15 protein-coding genes are annotated in these 16,775 nt (G+C 68.5%); 7 read left to right on the forward strand and 8 right to left on the reverse strand.

Going from position 1 to position 16,775, the window contains the following annotated elements; genetic code table 11:
• Positions 1-11: 11 nt before the first annotated feature.
• Entirely contained in the window at positions 12-2,567 is a 2,556-nt protein-coding gene (gene glgP / locus M7H19_RS15515) for an alpha-glucan family phosphorylase (protein ID WP_015787141.1), read from the reverse strand.
• A gap of 206 nt (positions 2,568-2,773) precedes the next feature.
• Between glgP and M7H19_RS15520 the strand changes: the two genes are divergently transcribed.
• Positions 2,774-4,162 (forward strand): neutral zinc metallopeptidase, encoded by a 1,389-nt coding sequence (locus tag M7H19_RS15520; RefSeq protein ID WP_015787142.1) that lies wholly within the window; start codon positions 2,774-2,776, stop codon positions 4,160-4,162.
• A 72-nt stretch (positions 4,163-4,234) separates the two neighbouring features.
• Here the strand turns inward: M7H19_RS15520 and M7H19_RS15525 are convergent, their stop codons facing one another.
• Complete coding sequence (locus tag M7H19_RS15525; protein WP_298182049.1) at positions 4,235-5,197, reverse strand: tetratricopeptide repeat protein; 963 nt, start codon at positions 5,195-5,197, stop codon at positions 4,235-4,237.
• 72 nt (positions 5,198-5,269) lie between these two features.
• Entirely contained in the window at positions 5,270-5,575 is a 306-nt protein-coding gene (locus M7H19_RS15530; RefSeq protein WP_015787144.1) for an MTH1187 family thiamine-binding protein, read from the reverse strand.
• Between the two features lie 91 nt (positions 5,576-5,666).
• Here M7H19_RS15530 and M7H19_RS15535 point away from each other — a divergent pair, with 91 nt between their 5' ends.
• Positions 5,667-6,167, forward strand: coding sequence for a MarR family transcriptional regulator (locus tag M7H19_RS15535; RefSeq protein WP_015787145.1), 501 nt, complete (start codon positions 5,667-5,669; stop codon positions 6,165-6,167).
• Positions 6,168-6,188: 21 nt separating this feature from the next.
• Here M7H19_RS15535 and M7H19_RS15540 read toward each other — a convergent pair whose 3' ends face one another.
• A complete protein-coding gene (locus M7H19_RS15540; RefSeq protein ID WP_015787146.1) occupies positions 6,189-6,563 on the reverse strand; it encodes a DUF3817 domain-containing protein in 375 nt (124 codons plus the stop codon).
• A 449-nt stretch (positions 6,564-7,012) separates the two neighbouring features.
• Between M7H19_RS15540 and M7H19_RS15545 the strand changes: the two genes are divergently transcribed.
• Positions 7,013-8,062 (forward strand): class I mannose-6-phosphate isomerase, encoded by a 1,050-nt coding sequence (locus M7H19_RS15545; RefSeq protein ID WP_037307477.1) that lies wholly within the window; start codon positions 7,013-7,015, stop codon positions 8,060-8,062.
• 127 nt (positions 8,063-8,189) lie between these two features.
• Here the strand turns inward: M7H19_RS15545 and M7H19_RS15550 are convergent, their stop codons facing one another.
• Positions 8,190-9,368 (reverse strand): acetyl-CoA C-acetyltransferase, encoded by a 1,179-nt coding sequence (locus tag M7H19_RS15550; protein WP_015787148.1) that lies wholly within the window; start codon positions 9,366-9,368, stop codon positions 8,190-8,192.
• A 152-nt stretch (positions 9,369-9,520) separates the two neighbouring features.
• On the opposite strand from M7H19_RS15550, the gene mce reads away from it, so the two are divergent.
• From mce to M7H19_RS15570, 4 genes are all read left to right on the forward strand, one after another.
• A complete protein-coding gene (gene mce / locus M7H19_RS15555) occupies positions 9,521-9,964 on the forward strand; it encodes a methylmalonyl-CoA epimerase (protein ID WP_037307963.1) in 444 nt (147 codons plus the stop codon).
• A gap of 112 nt (positions 9,965-10,076) precedes the next feature.
• Positions 10,077-11,264: a DivIVA domain-containing protein gene (locus M7H19_RS15560; RefSeq protein WP_015787150.1), complete on the forward strand. Its 1,188-nt coding sequence runs from the start codon at positions 10,077-10,079 to the stop codon at positions 11,262-11,264.
• A 76-nt stretch (positions 11,265-11,340) separates the two neighbouring features.
• Positions 11,341-11,790, forward strand: a complete 450-nt coding sequence (locus tag M7H19_RS15565) for a universal stress protein (protein WP_015787151.1) — start codon at positions 11,341-11,343, stop codon at positions 11,788-11,790.
• The gene (locus M7H19_RS15570; RefSeq protein ID WP_282770898.1) at positions 11,790-12,830 is read left to right on the forward strand and encodes an adenylate/guanylate cyclase domain-containing protein; all 1,041 of its coding nucleotides are present in this window, start codon (positions 11,790-11,792) and stop codon (positions 12,828-12,830) included. Before M7H19_RS15565 ends, M7H19_RS15570 begins: the two co-directional genes overlap by 1 nt.
• Here the strand turns inward: M7H19_RS15570 and M7H19_RS15575 are convergent.
• From M7H19_RS15575 to M7H19_RS15585, 3 genes are all read right to left on the reverse strand, one after another.
• Positions 12,781-14,493 carry a DEAD/DEAH box helicase gene (locus M7H19_RS15575; protein ID WP_282770900.1) on the reverse strand — a complete coding sequence of 571 codons (1,713 nt, stop codon included), beginning with the start codon at positions 14,491-14,493 and terminating at the stop codon, positions 12,781-12,783. The genes M7H19_RS15570 and M7H19_RS15575 overlap by 50 nt on opposite strands.
• 207 nt (positions 14,494-14,700) lie before the next feature.
• Complete coding sequence (locus M7H19_RS15580; RefSeq protein WP_015787154.1) at positions 14,701-15,942, reverse strand: aldehyde dehydrogenase family protein; 1,242 nt, start codon at positions 15,940-15,942, stop codon at positions 14,701-14,703.
• Positions 15,943-16,078: 136 nt separating this feature from the next.
• On the reverse strand, positions 16,079-16,775 hold a 697-nt coding region (locus M7H19_RS15585; RefSeq protein ID WP_298182065.1), incomplete at its 5' end, for a M50 family metallopeptidase.

Here is a 16,775-nt window from a genome sequence, read left to right on the forward strand (position 1 = left end):
TGTCGGCGTGCTCAGGCCAACACGACCCTGCCCAGTTCGGCCGGGGTCGCCAACAGCGGATGCTTGGGCAGCACACGCACGGTGTAACCGAGGGACCCGGCGAACGGCAGTCGCAGGGAAGTCACGAACTCGCCGCGTCCGCACGGCGCCATGGTGGCGGTCACGACGTCGCTGAGGTCGTCGGTGTCCCCGACCCTGCCCACGACGGCCTGGACCTCCACATCGTCCTCATCCAATTCCGCGAGCTCGACGCGGGCGGTGATCCGGGCGCGGGCGCCCACGACGGGCACGTCACTGTCCTCCACCGACAACTCCGTGGACACCACACGCAACAACGGCCAGCACGCGTCCACCCGGGCCCGGTAGGCGGCCAGCGAACGCGCCCCCGCGTAGTCGTCGGCCACCGCGGCCGCCACGGTGGTCGCCGCGGGACGGTAGAAGGACTCCACGTACTCGCGCACCATGCGCGACGCCTGGACGCGCGGTCCGAGTGTGCGCAGGGTGTGCCAGATCATCGACAACCAACCCCGCGGCACCCCGTTCTCGTCCCGGTCGTAGAACAGAGGCGCGACCTGTTGGCCCAACAGGTCGTACAACGCGGCGGCCTCGAGATCGTCCCGCAGCAGCGGATCGGTGACGCCGTCGGCGGTGGGGATGGCCCACCCGTTGCTGCCGTCGTAGTACTCGTCCCACCACCCGTCACGGATCGACAGGTTCAGACACCCGTTCAACGCGGCCTTCATGCCCGAGGTACCGCACGCCTCCAACGGCCGGGTCGGGTTGTTCAACCACACGTCGCAGCCGCGGTACAGGTACCGGGCCATCGACATGTCGTAATCGGGCAGGAAGACGATGTGCTCCCGCACGGCCGGGTCGTCGACGAACCGCACGATCTGCTGGATGAGCGCCTTGCCACCCTCGTCGGCCGGATGGGACTTACCCGCGACCACGATCTGGATGGGCCTTTCGTCGTCCAACAGCAACGCACGCAACCGTTCGGGGTCCCGCAGCATCAGGGTGAGCCGCTTGTAGGTGGGGACACGTCGGGCGAAACCGACGGTGAGCACGTCGGGGTCGAAGATGCGCTCGGTCCAGCCGAGTTCCAACGCCGAGGCGCCGCGCTGCAACCACGCCTCCCGCGCCCGACGCCGCACCTCGGCCACCAGATTGCCGCGCAACTCCCGGCGCAACGCCCACAGCTGTTCGTCGGTGACGTTCGGGTCGATCCCCGAACCGTTGCCGTCATGGCCCCATTCCTCGTCGCTGCCGCCCAGCAGGGCGCTCATCTCCCGGGCCACCCAGGTCGGGCCGTGCACACCGTTGGTCACCGAGGAGATCGGCACCTCCTCGATGTCGAAGCCGGGCCACAGCCGGCTGAACATCCGCCGCGACACCTTCCCGTGCAGGGCCGACACGCCGTTGGCGCGCTGCGCCAACCGCAACCCCATGTGCGCCATGTTGAACCGCTCGGGGTTGTCCTCGCTGCCGAGCGCGAGCACCCGCTCGACGTCCACCCCCGGAAGCAGCCGCCCGTCACCGAAGTAGTGCCTGACCAGGTCCACCCCGAACCGGTCGATGCCGGCCGGCACCGGTGTGTGCGTGGTGAAGACCGTGCCCGCCCGCACGGCCGACAACGCCTCCTCGAACGTCAGCTCCCCCTCGGCCAGCACCTCCCGGACCCGTTCCAGCCCGAGGAACCCGGCGTGGCCCTCGTTGGTGTGGAACACCTCGGGCTGCGGATGTCCCGTCAGCTCGCAGTAGCGCCGTACCGCGCGCATCCCGCCGATCCCCGCGAGGATCTCCTGCCGGATGCGGTGGTCGTCGTCGCCGCCGTACAGCCGGTCGGTGACACCACGCAGATCCTCGTCGTTGCCCTCCACGTCGGTGTCGAGCAACAACAACGGCACCCGACCCACCCGCGCCAGCCAGATCTGCGCCAGCAGGTCCCGCCCCCCGGGCATGGCCACGTGCACGTACACCGGCTCCCCCGACGGCTCGGTGAGCAACTCCAGCGGCAGCCCACTGGGATCGATCACCGGGTAGTGCTCCACCTGCCAGCCGTCCAAGGACAACGACTGCCGGAAATACCCCGCCCGGTACAGCGGTCCGACACCGATCACGGGCACGCCGAGGTCGGAAGCGGCCTTGAGGTGGTCTCCCGCCAGCACGCCGAGTCCGCCGGAGTAGTTCGGCAACGCCTCGTGGACCCCGAACTCCATGGAGAAGTACGCGATGGCCCGCGGGAAACGTTCGCCGTCCTCGGCCTGCTCCATTCGGCGCTGGTACCACCGCGGCTCGGTGAGATACCGCTGCAGGTCCTCACTCGCTTTGCGGGTGCGGTCCAGAAACTCCGGATCGCGTGCCAGTTCGTCCAACCGGGAAGCGGGCACTTCGGCGAGCATGCGCAGCGGATCCCGGATCCGCCGGAACAGGGCGTCATCCATCGACGCGAACAGGTCGCGCGTCGGCGGATGCCAGGTCCACCGAAGATTGGTGGCCAATTCGGCCAGACCCGACAACTCGTCGGGCACACGCGCGTGCACGGTGAACCGGCGGACAGCTTTCATGAAGATCGACCATAACGCCACGGGCGGTAACCGGCGCGAGCGCTCACTCCGCCGCGCAACAGCCGCGCCACGTCAGCCGTATCACAGCCGAGTTCCCCGGGACCGCCCCGGAAGGACCAGCCGGTCCGCTACTGTCCCCAGCCATGGAACGCTCAGGGGGACGAAAAAGAAAGCGACCCTTACTGACCATCGCCGCCGTTCTCTCCATGCTCGCGGTCACGGGCTGTGCCAACGAGATCCACGGTGAGCCGTCCAGCGAAGGCGAGATCGCCGGTCTGCCCATCACGCACTTCGAGAGCGGGCTCAAGGACGAGGCTCCCACTCCGAATCTGTCGGTGACGAACATGTCGAGCAGTCAGGAGGACCAACTCGCGGTCGCCGCCATCGCCGACGTGTCCGCGTTCTGGAGCAAGCAGTTTCCCCTGCACTTCGGCCAGGAGTTCGAACCGGTGGCGGAGCTGCTGTCGTACGACCCCCACGAAGACGACATGGAGGTGTGCGGGGCGAGCACCTCCGAGGCCGCCATGAACGCCTTCTACTGTCCGGCCGCGGACCTGGTGGCGTGGGATCGTGGAATGTTGCTGCCGCTGCTAAGGCAACAGTTCGGGCCGATGGCCGTCGTGACCGTGCTCGGCCATGAATTCGGTCACGCGGTGCAGTACCGGCTCGGCGAACAGGCCGGCATCAACCAAGGGACCTCGACGATCGTCAAGGAACAGCAGGCCGACTGCTTCACGGGCGCGTACTTCCGGTGGATCGCGGAAGGCAACAGCGAGTACTTCAGGGTGTCGACGTCCGAGGGACTCAACCAAGTGATGGCGTCGCTGTTCTTCATCCGCGACGAGCCGGGCCAGTCGGCCTCCGCCCAGGGCGCGCACGGAACCGCGTTCGACCGCACGTACGCGTTCCAACTCGGGTTCGAACAGGACGCCTCGAGGTGCGCGGAGATCGACCAAGCCGAGGTGGACTCGCGCATCACCGAACGACCTTTCGCCCCCAACGACACCGGCATGGGCGACATCCCCGTCAACGACAACACGATGGCCATGCTTCAGACGAGTCTCGACGAGTCCTTCGCGGGCACCGGTGTGCAGGGGCCGAGGATCGTCAACGACGGCGGCTCGTGCCCCCAGGGTGTCTCCACCCCACCGGCCTCCTACTGCCAGGAGACCAACACCGTCTCCATCGACATGGCCGCCCTGGCGGAACTGGGACAGCCCATCGACCGGGAGGCCGAGTTCACCGGACGGGATTCAGGAGGTGGGCTCGGGGACTTCGCCGCGTTCGCCGAGGTCGTGTCCCGGTACGTGCAGGGCATCCAAGCGGGCCTGGACATCCCGATCGACAACCGCAACGCGGGGCTCCGCACCGCGTGTCTGGTGGGCGCGTGGACCAAGGCCCTCGAAAGCGGCGGCACCGCCCTGCAGCCCTCCCCCGGCGACCTCGACGAGGCGATCGCCGAACTCCTCCAGCCCCGCAGCCTCATCGCGGCCGATGTCAACGGACATCCCGCCGCGAACGGATTCGCCCGCATCGAGGCGCTGCGGCTCGGCTACTACGACGGCTCACCGGCCTGTAGCCAGAAATACCCCTAAGTGAAGGCAGGCCACCGCGTCCGCACGGTGACGCGGTGGCCTGTTCGGCTCACGGACACGGGCCGATCCGCTCTAGAACAACGCGCTGGCCAAGTCGCGCCGTGCCTTGGCGACCCGTTCGTCGGCGGGGTCGAACAGTTCGAACAACCCCACCAGGTGCTCCCGCACCCGGTCACGGTCGCTGCCGCTCGTCCTGCGGATGGCGGCGATCAGCCTGGCGAAGCCCTGCTCCACCTCACCGCGAGCGACCTCCACATCGGCGGCGGAGAGTTGGGCGTCGAGGTCGTTCGGATCCTCGTCGGCCTTGGCCACGACCGACGGGTCGACGTTCGCGGCTCGTTCGGCGAACTCCACCTGAGTCAGCGCCGCCTTGGCCTGCTCGTTGTTCGGTTCGCTGTCGAGGATGCGCTGATAGGCAGCCTTCGCGGCGGCGTAGTCACCCTGCGCGAAGGCGTTCTCGGCCTCGGCGAACCGGGGGTCCTGCGGCTCTTCGGGCTGCGCACCGCCCTGTTGCGCGGCCTGGATACCGGGAAGCTTGTCCCGCAGGGCGTCCAACAACTGGCTCAACCACTGCCTGATCTGCGGTTCGGGCAACGCTCCCGAGAACGCGTCCACCGGCTGCCCGCCCGCGATGGCGATGACGGTGGGGATCGACTGGACTCCGAACAGTTGCGAGATTCGCGGGTTGACGTCCACGTCGACCTTGGCGAGCACCCAGGCACCGTTGCTTTCGCCCGCGAGCTTCTCCAACACGGGGCCGAGCTGCTTGCACGGCCCACACCAATCGGCCCACAGGTCCACCACGACCAGCTGCCGCAGCGACCTCTCCACGACCTCGGCCTGGAAGGTGGCTTCGGTGACGTCGATGACGTTCCCACCCGCCGCCCCGTTCGTCGCCTGGCCACCGGCGCCGCCCTGCGACGCCTGCCGTGCCGCCGCCTCGGCCCGCGCCTTCACGGCCGACAGGTCCACGGCTCCGGAGAGCGAGGCGGAGACGGCTGGTGAGTTACTTCCTGATCCGCGTGGCTGTGTCACGGTGTCCATCCTGGCATGGACGGTCGACGACGTCAGCGCTGGTCCGGGGCTTGTTGAAAGACCTCACCGGAGTCACCCGTCGTTTCGTGCCAGGTGTTGTTCCACCCGCTCGACCTTCGCCGCCAACTGCCCCTCGTGCCCTGGGCGGATGTCGGCTTTGAGCACCAGGCTCACGCGAGCAGCCCCTTCACCCGCCGCCTCGACGGCCCGCTTGACGACGTCCATCACCTCATCCCACTCGCCCTCGATGTTGGTGAACATCGCGTTGGTCTCGTTCGGCAGTCCCGACTCCCGAACGACCTGCACGGCACGGGCCACGGCCTCGCTGACGCTGCCGTCCTCCCCACCCGACGGACTCACGCTGAACGCCACGATCAATGTCCTTCGCCTCCTCTTTCACACCGGCTTCGGTGACATCACACCGTCCCCGTCCTCAGCCTGCCGGGGATCACTGCTAACTTCGAGCCTCATGAAAGGTCCGTTGCCGTTCGACCCGATCGCGCGCGCGGCGCAACTGTGGGAGGACCGCATCGGGCCTTCCACCACGATGGCCGCCGTCACCGGGTTGATGCGCGTCCAGCAGATCATCCAGTCTGCCGTCGACACGGCGCTCAAACCCCACGGCCTGACGTTCGCGCGGTTCGAGGCGCTGACACTGTTGACCTTCGCGCGGCAGTCACGGTTGCCGATGCGGGTCATGGGCGAACGTCTTCAGCTCCACCCGACGAGCGTGACCAACATCGTGGACCGGCTTGAGAAGGACGGTCTCGTCGAACGGCTTCCTCATCCCACCGACCGGCGGACGACGCTGGTCGAGATCACCGAGGAAGGCATGCGGCGACGGGAGGAGGCCACCAAGGCCATCACCGACATCAACTTCGGCCTCGTCGGACTCACCCAACGGCAGACGGAACAGCTCACCGAGCTGCTGACGAAGGTGCGTAAGGCCGCGGGCGACTTCATCGACTGAGAAGCCGCCCGCTGAAGCGGATCACGCGCTGGCGACCGCGTCGCCGTCGTCACGGCGCACGAACAGAGCGGTGCCGCCGTAGCGCAGCCGCTCGGGGCCGTCGAGCTTGCCGCGGCGCAGCGCCCACCTTTCGAACAACCAGGTGAACAGCGGCGGGACGGCGGCGAGCAGGGCAGCCAGCACGGTGCCGAACCGCCAGCCGAGCGGACGTGCGACCGCGAGTGTCGTGACGGCGTAGATGACGAACAGTGCGCCGTGCACAGCGCCCAGTACCGGGACGCCCCCCTCGCCGAGCTCCACGACATATTTCAGGAACATGCCGACCAGGAGCCCCATCCACGAGAAGGCTTCAGCGATGGCCACGACACGGAACAAGACAGCAGCCTTGTTCGACAAGGAATCCTCCTCGGATCGCTGATCGCCGGGTCAGGCGATCGCACAGCACACTTGAAAAACCACGTCAACCACGCTGTCGGGACGTCGCGATATCCAGTGTGAGCCGTGATGTCCGTCACCGGCCTACCGGGGCGGTACACGCGGCGTCGACAAGGTCGTGGCCCTGGTCGGAGCCTCCAACATAAAACCTTCTACGGGGCGACCTCACCATGCCATCACGCAAATCACAGGGATGTCGAATCTCCTCGCCCGCGCCCGGGCACAGCCTCCTTCCGAGGACCCGGCCGTTCTCGGGCAGGGAGGCGGGGTGCGTGATCGACGATGGGGTACCGGGAACGGCGAACCCCGATCATGGAATCGGCGATCGACACGGAGGCATACAGAGGCATTCCGGTATCCCGTGCCGATCACCACCACACGGAGCGAGCCCGCCGGTAGATTCCACAACCATGATCGCACCGCTGCGTCCCGTCCGACTTCCCGCGAACCAACCCACGCAGTTCTACCGGGGCGGCACGGCCATCGCCGCGTTCCGCTCGGCGGGAGCTCCCACCGGATCGACCGGGCGCGCCGACGCCTTCGGCCCGGAGGACTGGGTGGCGTCCACGACCACGTTGTTCGGACACAGCACCGAGGGCTTGACGCGGCTGCCCGACGGGCGGTGGTTGCGCGACGCGGTGCAGGCCGACCCGATCGGTTGGCTCGGCCGACGCCACGTCGACGCCCACGGCACCTCGACGGCACTGCTGGTGAAGCTGCTCGACGCCGGGCAGCGGCTGCCGGTGCACTTCCACCCGGACGACGATTTCGCACGTCGCCACTTCGACTCGCACTTCGGCAAGACCGAGGCGTGGATCGTCGTGGGAACACGCGGTGCGGACCCCACGGTGTACGCGGGTTTCCGGGAGACCCTCGACGCCCGCACCATCCGTGACTGGGTCGCGGAACAGGACGCCCCCTCGATGGTGAACGCGTTGAACGCGATCACCGTGGAACCGGGCGACACCGTGTACATACCGGCGGGCCTACCGCACGCGATCGGCGAGGGCGTGTTCGTGGTCGAACTGCAGCAACCCACCGACTTCTCACTGACCTTGGAATGGCGTGACTTCCTCGGCTCCGCGGAGAGGGGTCATCTCGGTCTCGGCTTCGACACGGCTCTTCAAGCACTGGACCGCTCGGGCTGGGACGCCGAACGACTGGCGGGTCTGATTCGGCGTACGGCTGGCGTGACCGAGTCCAGAAGTGACCTGCTCGTACCGGATTCGCGGAGGTTCTTCCGCGCCGACCGGCTCCGGCCAGCGACGCCACTGGCTGTCGACCCGTCGTTCGCGGTCCTCATCGTCAGCGAAGGAGAGGGACGGCTGCGCACCGAACACGGCGAGGTCTACCCACTGTCCACAGGGGACACCTGGGTGGTGCCGTACGCGGCGGGCGAACTCGAACTCGACGGCGACATCACCGTCCTGCGCTGCCGCCCGCCCGCGGCCGCCGCCTGAGCAGGCGCTCGACGACGCACATCGGCTTGGTGAGACCTCACCGCCCCGGCCCACTGACCGTGCCGGGGCGGTCGGTCCCGAAAACCCCGTCGGTTCGGCCGCTGTCCACGCCTCGGCGCGGGAACGGTCAGACCTTGATCAGCAGCGCGTCGCCCTGGCCGCCACCGCCGCACAGCGCCGCCGCACCGAGCCCACCGCCCCGACGACGCAGCTCGTGCACCAGGTGCACCACGAGCCGAGCACCGGACGCCCCGATGGGGTGTCCCAGCGCGATCGCCCCGCCGTTGACGTTGACCCTCTCCTCGTCGAGGCCGAGTTCGCGCATCGACACCAGGCCCACCGCGGCGAACGCCTCGTTGATCTCCACGAGGTCGAGGGCGCTCGCCTCCAACCGCGCCTTGGCCAACGCGGCCTTGATGGCGTTGGAGGGCTGTTCGTGCAGGCTGGCGTCCGGGCCCGCCACCACACCGTGCGCACCGATCTCGGCCAAGGGGGTGATGCCCAGCTCCTCGGCCTTGGCCTTGCTCGCCACGACCACGGCGGCGGCGCCGTCGGAGATCTGGGACGACGACCCCGCGGTGATGGTGCCGTCCGCGGCGAACGCGGGCCGCAGCCTCGCCAGCCCCTCGACGGTCGTGTCGGGTCGCACGCCCTCGTCCGCGGTGAACTTCACCGGATCTCCCTTGCGCTGCGGGATCTCCACGGCCACCAGCTCGTCGTCGAAGACCCCGTTGGCCGCCGCCTTGGCGGCACGCTGGTGCGACCGCGCTGAGAAGGCGTCCTGCTCCTCGCGGGTCAACCCGTAGCGGGCGTTGTACCGCTCGGTGGACTCGCCCATGGCCACCTGGTCGAACGCGCAGAAGAGGCCGTCATAGGCCATGTGGTCCACCAACGTCGTGTCGCCGTACTTCACACCGGTACGCGACTTCGGCAGCAGGTGCGGAGCCTGCGACATCGACTCCTGCCCACCCGCGACGACGAGGTCGAACTCACCCGCGCGGATCAACTGGTCGGCCAACGCGATCGCGTCGAGCCCCGACAGACACACCTTGTTGATCGTCAGCGCGGGGACCTCCATCGGGATACCCGCGGCCACCGCCGCCTGTCGCGCCGGGATCTGTCCCGCCCCCGCGGTGAGCACCTGCCCCATGATCGTGTACTGGACGGCCTCGGGGGACACACCGGCTCGCTCCAAGGCCGCCTTGATGGCGATCCCGCCGAGCTGTGCGCCGGAGAAGTCCTTCAACGAGCCGAGAAGCCGACCAATGGGGGTACGGGCGGCACCCAGGATCACGGAACCGGACACAACGGGCCTCCTGCGAGTCATCGACGTCGACGCTGCCGGACTGTTACAGCGCATCAGCGATGATCCGACGATACCGCTTCCGAGGCCATTACCGGTCGAGGGCGATCGACGTCACGCTGACGCCGACCGATGTCATGCCTATCCTCCTGCTCATGCAGCAGGCATTGCAGCCTTTCGTCACCGCCGTCGATCACGTCGGCGTCGCGGTTGCCGACCTGGACGCCGCCATCGCCTTCCACACCGAGCATTTCGGCCTGGAGGTCACCCACGTCGAAGTGAACGAGGAGCAGGGCGTGCGGGAGGCCATGCTGCGCGCACCGGGGGACGCGGACGGCACCGCCATCCAGCTGCTCGCGCCCTTGAACGACGAGTCGACGATCGCGAAGTTCCTCGACCGTAACGGACCCGGCCTGCAACAACTCGCCTATCGGGTGACCGACGTCGAGGCCGCCGCGGAGGCGTTGCGGAACAAGGGCTTGCGGGTGCTGTATCCACAGGCCCGTCGAGGCACGGCAGGCAGCAAGGTCAACTTCGTGCATCCCAAGGACGCCGGCGGTGTCCTCGTGGAACTGGTCCAGCCCGGAGACGAGCACTAACCACTGAGCCGACCGCGCCCGACGCCGCCGCGGACGGACCCGAAACTCCCGTCCTCGCTCCATCGGACTCTCCGAGACGTGCTCGACCGACACGACCGCTAGGGTGGAGGTCATGAGCCTTGGCGAGGAACGGGAGCTCGTGCCACTGGGAGCCGGTTTCGACTTCGAGAAGCGTGGCTACAACCGCGCGCAGGTCGACGAGCACTTGGAACGGCTCGACGCCGACATCAAGATGCTCATGTCCGATCGCGACGCGGCCATCTCGCAGGCCGATGACTTAGCGAGGCAGCTGGAAGCCGCCCGGATCGAGATCGACGACCTGCGTGGACAAGTGGAACGACTCGCGCAGCCGCCCACCACCATCGAGGGGCTGTCCGAGCGGCTGCAGCGCATGCTTCGACTCGCTCAGGAGGAAGCGAGTGACACGAAGGCACGCGCCGAGGCCGAGGCGAGCCATATCCGTGCGAAGGCCGAGTCCGACGCCAGCGCCATGCGGGCCCGTTACGAGCAGATGCTCACCGAACTGGCCGAACGGCGTAAGCAGATGGAGGCCGAGCACGCCAAGGTCCTCGAGGACGCGCGCGCCGAGGCCCAACGCATCCTCACCGAAGCCGCCGAGGAACGCGACCGACTCGACCGCGAGGCCGAGCAACGGCGTACGCAGATCGAGGAAGACTTCGAGATCGCGATGTCACAGCGGCGCACCGAAGCGATGCGCGTGCTCGCCGAACAGGAAGCCGCGAGCAAGGCGGAAGCCGAGCGCCGGGTCCGGGAAGCGAGCGAGGAGGCCGCGGCCATCCGCGCCCAGGTCGCCGACGAGAAGGCCAAGGCCCAGGCGGAGATCGAACGCAGGCGTCGCGAGTCGATCGAGGACGCCAACCGGCGCAAGCAGGACTCGATCAGCGAGGCCAACGCCCGGGTGGCCGAAGCCTCCGACGAGGCCAAGCGTCGCGTGCGGGAGGCGGCCGAGGAGGCCGACCGGCGGATCAACGAAGCCACCGCCAAGGTCGAGGAGCTGCGCAAGTTGCGTGCCCGCATCGCCGCGCAGGTCCAGGCCGCGAGGTCCATGCTGGCGGAGGCCGAGGCCGCTCTCGGACACAGCGAGACCAGAAACGGCGACTCCGGCGAAGCCAAGGGCAAGGCCGGCACCGCGGACACTTCCGACAAAGCCGCCAAGCCTTCCGACAACGGCGAGGTGAGCGGGCAACCGGACGGTACCGCGCCATCCAACGGGAACAACGCGGATCAGCCGACGGTGCAGGTGCCCACGGCGGCGACACCAAAACCGACTCACGAGTAGGTAACTGCTGCGAGGGGGCGGCCGACCGGCTACTGTCAGCCTCCAGACCCGGTACGACACCCCATTGGAGGACCGGATGGCCGCCTACAACACCATCGTCGTCGGCACCGATGGTTCGGACTCGTCACTGGCCGCCGTGGAACGCGCAGCGAGGGTCGCGGCCGACTCCGCCGCCACCCTCGTCATCGCCTGCGCCTACTACCCCGCGGGCAAGGACAAGATCGACAAAGCTCAGGACGTGCTCGGTGCGGAGGCGTATCAGGTGGTGGGGTCCGCCCCTGCCGAGGAGACGCTGCGCACGGCCCGGGAGCGGGCTCTGAAAGCGGGCGCCACCTCGATCGAATGCACCGCCGTCGTCGGTGAGCCGGTGAGTTCGCTGCGCAAGGTCGTCAAAGAGCATGCGGCCGATCTGCTCGTGGTCGGTAACCGTGGGCTCAACACGCTCGCGGGCCGCATCCTGGGTTCAGTGCCGTCGGAGGCGGCCCGTAAGACGGGTGTGGACGTGTTGATCGTCCACACCACCTGATGCGCATGTCCGACGAGCTCCAACGCAAACTCGAACACGCCCTCCTCGGCGGCCCACGTCGGTATACCCGGCTGGAAGTGGCCGCGAAGTCGGGTGTCTCCCCGGAGCGGGTTCGCCAGTTGTGGCGGGCCCTCGGGTTCGCCTCGGTCGGCGACGACGAGGTCGTCTTCACCGACGCGGACGTCGAGGCGGTCCGCATCGCCGACCGGCTTGTGGGCGAAGGCCTGCTCGATCGGGACCTGGAGACGTCGGTGGCCAGGGCCGTGGGGCTGCACATGTCCCGCTTGGCCGAATGGCAGTCGCAACTGTTGCGCTCGCTGATCGCCGACAACCCGCATCTGGCCGAGCGGCCCGAACAGTTGGCCGAACTCGTCGAACGGTTACTGCCCCAGCTCGGCCGCCTCCACGACTTCGCCTGGCGACGGCATCTGGTGGCGTACTCCGGACGGGCCCTGGCCGCCTCGCACGAACAGCTGGAGTCCCGTCACCAGGTCGTCGGTTTCGTCGACATGGTGGGCTACACGCGCATGGTGCGCCGATTCGACGAGGCCGAACTGAGCGCCGTGCTGGAGCGGTTCGAGTCCCTGGCCACGGAAGTGGTCGTCGAACACCACGGCCGTGTCGTCAAGCTCATCGGTGACGAGGTGTTGTTCGTCTGCTCGCAACCCGTGGAGGCCGCCGAGATCGCCTTGACGCTCACCGAACAGGCCGGTGCGGACGAGAGGTTGCCCGAGGTTCGTGCCGGGCTGGCCTCGGGCAGGGTGTTGAGCCGGTTCGGGGACGTCTACGGCTCGGTGGTCAACCTCGCCAGCCGACTCACCGAGCTCGCCCGGCCAGGCACGGTCCTGGTGAACGCCACGCTGGCCGACGCGCTCGCCGAGGAGCCCGGCTATTGGGTACGCCAGCTGCGGACGATGCAGGTGTCCGGTTTCCGGCGGGTGCGTCCCGCTGTCCTTCGTCGGGCTCGGCGGAGACCGAACTCCGAGTCGATCACCGGGCCGTCCGACGCTCGCGGCGAACGATCACTTTCCGGCCCTTGATGCTGCTGTCCCGCAGCGCCGTGATCACCTCGTCGGCAGCGGCGTCCGGAACGTCCACCAAGGAGAAGCGGTCGGCGATTTCGATGGCACCGACGTCCTTACCCCGCAGGCACGATTCGCCGGCGATGGCGCCCACCAGGTCCTGCGGACGCACCCCGGCCTGACGACCGAGACCGACGAACAGCCGCGTCATGCCTCCGCTCGTGCGCCTCCCCTTACGACCGTTCTTCGGGAGCCGACGAGTCCGGACTTCGGGCCGCAATTCGACGTCCGGGATCTCCTCCTCGTCGGTGGCGTGTTCGGCGTCGTGTGCGAGCTTCACCGCGGCGAGCGCGATCTCGGTGACGTCGAACTCCTCCGTCAGAGGTTCCACCACGGCGCGGTATCGGTCGAGGTCCTCGTCACCGGCCAGCACCTCACGCAGAGCGGCGCGGGTCAGTTCCAGCCGCCGTGCCCGCAGGTCGGCCACGGTCGGCAGTTTGCGTATCGGGACCGGCTGCCCGGTCACCCGCTCGATCGCCTTGATCATGCGGTGTTCCCCGGGCTCGGCGAGGGTGATGGCGCTGCCCTGACGTCCGGCCCTGCCGACCCGCCCGATGCGGTGCACGTACACCTCGGGTGCGCTCGGGACATCGTAGTTGACCACGTGGGTGAGCTGATCGATGTCCAGCCCGCGGGCCGCTACGTCGGTCGCCACCACGAGGTCGGCGGTCCCGGTCCGTAGGCGTCCGACGACCCGGTTGCGTTGGTGCTGATCCATTCCACCGTGCAGCGCTTCGGCACGGTAGCCGCGTCCGTTCATGGTCTCGGTGAGGCGGTCGACCTCCTCCCTGGTACGGCAGAAGACGACCGTCGCCTCCGGCGTCTCGATGTCGAGCACGCGACCGAGCGCCGCGGGTTTGTGGCCCCGGGGCACGACATAGGCGGTCTGGGTGATCGATGCGGCGTCGCCGTCGAGCGATTCGGCCCTGCTCAGTTCGATCCGGCGGGGGTCGCGAAGGTAGCGGCGCACCAAACCGGCGATGCGCGGCGGCATGGTGGCGGAGAACAGCATGGTCTGGCGGTCGTCGGGGGTCCGCTCGAGGATCGTGTCGATGTCCTCGGCGAAGCCCATGTCGAGCATCTCGTCGGCCTCGTCGAGGACGACCATCCGCAACGCCGAGAGGTCAAGCGACCCCCGTGACAGGTGGTCCAACGCCCGTCCCGGCGTGGCCACGACGACGTCGACGCCCTCTTCCAGGGCACGCAACTGCCTGCTCATCGACTGCCCGCCGTAGACGGGCAGGACCCGGACACCGAGGCGACGGCCGTAACGGCGCATCGCCTCGCACACCTGCGCGGCGAGTTCCCGGGTGGGCACGAGCACCACGGCGCTCGGGGCTGCCCCGCGTTGGGCACGCGCACCGCGCTCGCCCCGTTCCCCGTCGCGGATGCGATGCAGCACGGGCAGCGCGAACGCGGCGGTCTTCCCCGTGCCGGTGGCGGCTTGTCCGACGACGTCGCAGCCGTCGAGCAACGGTGGAATCGCCGCCCGTTGGATGGGCGTGGGTTCCTCGTAACCGAGCTCGGCCAACGCCTGGAGCAACTCCGGGCGCAGTCCCAGCTCACTGAAACCGGTGGGAGTGTCGATGAGGTGTTGAGGTTCCGCCGTGATGGCGACCATGAATAAAGCTCCTGCTTCTGGGGGTTGTTCTTCTCGGTGACGCCACAGCCGTGGCACCACCCAGGCAGGGGCAGTTACCTACGGTACTCTTCGAACGAGTGATCGATCACCGTGGTGACGGCCTTCGACACATCACCGCACCTGTGTCGGACGCCGCCGGCGACGCGGGCGTTCCCGGCTGAGGTTCCGGCGGCCGACCGCGCAGGCTCACCGTTCGACGGGCAACACCGCGTACTGACGGACGTACAGATCCGGGTAGGTGACGGGACCGCGGGGACCGGGAACCTTGTCGAGGTTGATGCCCGTCTCCGGGACCCCGAGCAGTTTGAACCCGTCAAGCAGCCGGGTGGGCGCGTTCCAGAACACACCGGTGCCCTGGTAACCGTCGAAGAATTCCTCGGCCGCCCGCGCGTCCTCGGTGGCGATGCCCGCGGCGAGTCCGGAGGTCTCCTCGTTGGCGATGCGCACCGCCTCCGCTACCCCGTCGACCCGCGCCACCGTCACCGTGGCCTCCCGTTCGGAATCGAGCGCCCATTCGTAACCGATGGGATGGTCGTACGGCGGCAGGGACGGCGACACCCCCCTCTCGGCGAGGGCCTCCGACACCACCGGCCAGAACTCCTCGTAGACGGCGTCGTGGATCAACAGCAGGTTCAGTCGGTTGCACACACCCAACCGGTCGAGGCTGTTCACGACGAGCGAGCGCACCGTGTCGCGGTCGGCCTTCTCGTCGACGTACAGCACTCCCCCGCCGTCAGCGTGCGCCAGAGTACGCACTCCGTGCTGGGCGGCCTCCAGGGCAAGTGCCCGCGTGCTCTCCCCGCTGCCCCGCAGAATCACCAACGGCACCAGGTCGGGCAGTCGGACGAGAGCCCCCGCCGCCTCCCGTTCGGGGCGCGGCACGAGCTGCACGACGTTCGCATCGATGCCCGAGTCGGTCAACGCCGGACGAATCACCACCTCGAGCAGACGCTGCGCCGACTTCAGTGCCGCCGAGCCGGTGCGCAGCACACCCGCGTTCCGGGACTTCACCAGCTGCGAGGCCACGTCGACCGTCACGTTCGGCCGAGCCTCGTAGTTGGCTCCGATCACACCGACCGGTCGGCGACGCTCGACGAGCCGCAGTCCGCCGTCGAGCGTGGACAGTTCCACGGTCCGCTGCGGATGAGGGGCACCGGCGAGCAGCCGAAGCTGATCGGCCATATCCGTCAATCGGCTCTCGGTGATCGTCAACCGATCGAGCAGGCCCGCGCTCATACCGCCCGCTTCCGCCTTGGCGATGTCCTCGGCGTTGGCCGCCAGCACCGCGTCACGGTGGGCGAGCAGTCGATCGGCCATGCTCTCCAAAGCCGCGTCGATGGCCGTGTCCGGCGCACCGGACAGCGAGGGCGCGGCACTCTTAGCCGCTCGAGCGCACTCCTCGACAGCCTTCGCCACCTCGTTCGTCACCGCACCGCCCTCCTGACGACCGGCACGGTCACCACCGTTGCCGGCTGCTGTATCCGACTGCTCGATCTGGTTCTCGACTGTTACGTCTGTTGACTACCTCAGTGTGCCCCACCGCGAAGGTCGGGCCTGCGACCGGTCAGCCCGTGGCCGCGGTGAACCCGCTCGGTACCACCACGGGTTCGGTGAGCAACATCCCACCGACCACCACGCATGTCGCCGCGAGCGCTCCCAACACGAGCAGCCACAGCAGCGCGGGAAGCCCGGTCAGGCGTGCCAATTGGTCGATGTCCGAATCCCGGGCCGCCCCCCTCCGCCGCTTGGCCTGGAGCTCGAACAGGGGACGCACCGCGCCGAACAGGAGGAACCATGTCATCAGGTAGACGAATGCCGCCTGCACCCCCGGCCCGGCGAACAGCGCGACCGCACCGAGTACCGACGCGGACAACAACACCGAGAACACGCCGTAGGCATTGCGCACCATCACCAGCACGCCCAACAGCAACACGGCGGCGATGCCGAGTACCGCGCTGAGCCGTTCGGCCGAGACCAGCCCCGCGAACACGAGACCGAGCACGGCGGGCGCGGGGTAACCGGCGAGCGCGGTCAGCACCATGCCGGGCCCCGTGGGTTTACCTTTCGACACGGTGACGCCGGAGGTGTCGGAGTGCAGGGTGATGCCCTGCAACCGGCGGCCCGCCAGCAGGGCGACCAACGCGTGCCCGGCTTCGTGCACGATCGTCACCACGTTTCGGGCCAATCGCCATGGCCTCCCTACGACGACCACCGCCAGCGCGACGAGACCGGTGACCCCCGCGATGGTGCCGGCCGCTTCG

The organism is Saccharomonospora sp., assembly GCF_027317685.1.
In the GTDB taxonomy this organism is placed as follows: domain Bacteria; phylum Actinomycetota; class Actinomycetes; order Mycobacteriales; family Pseudonocardiaceae; genus Saccharomonospora.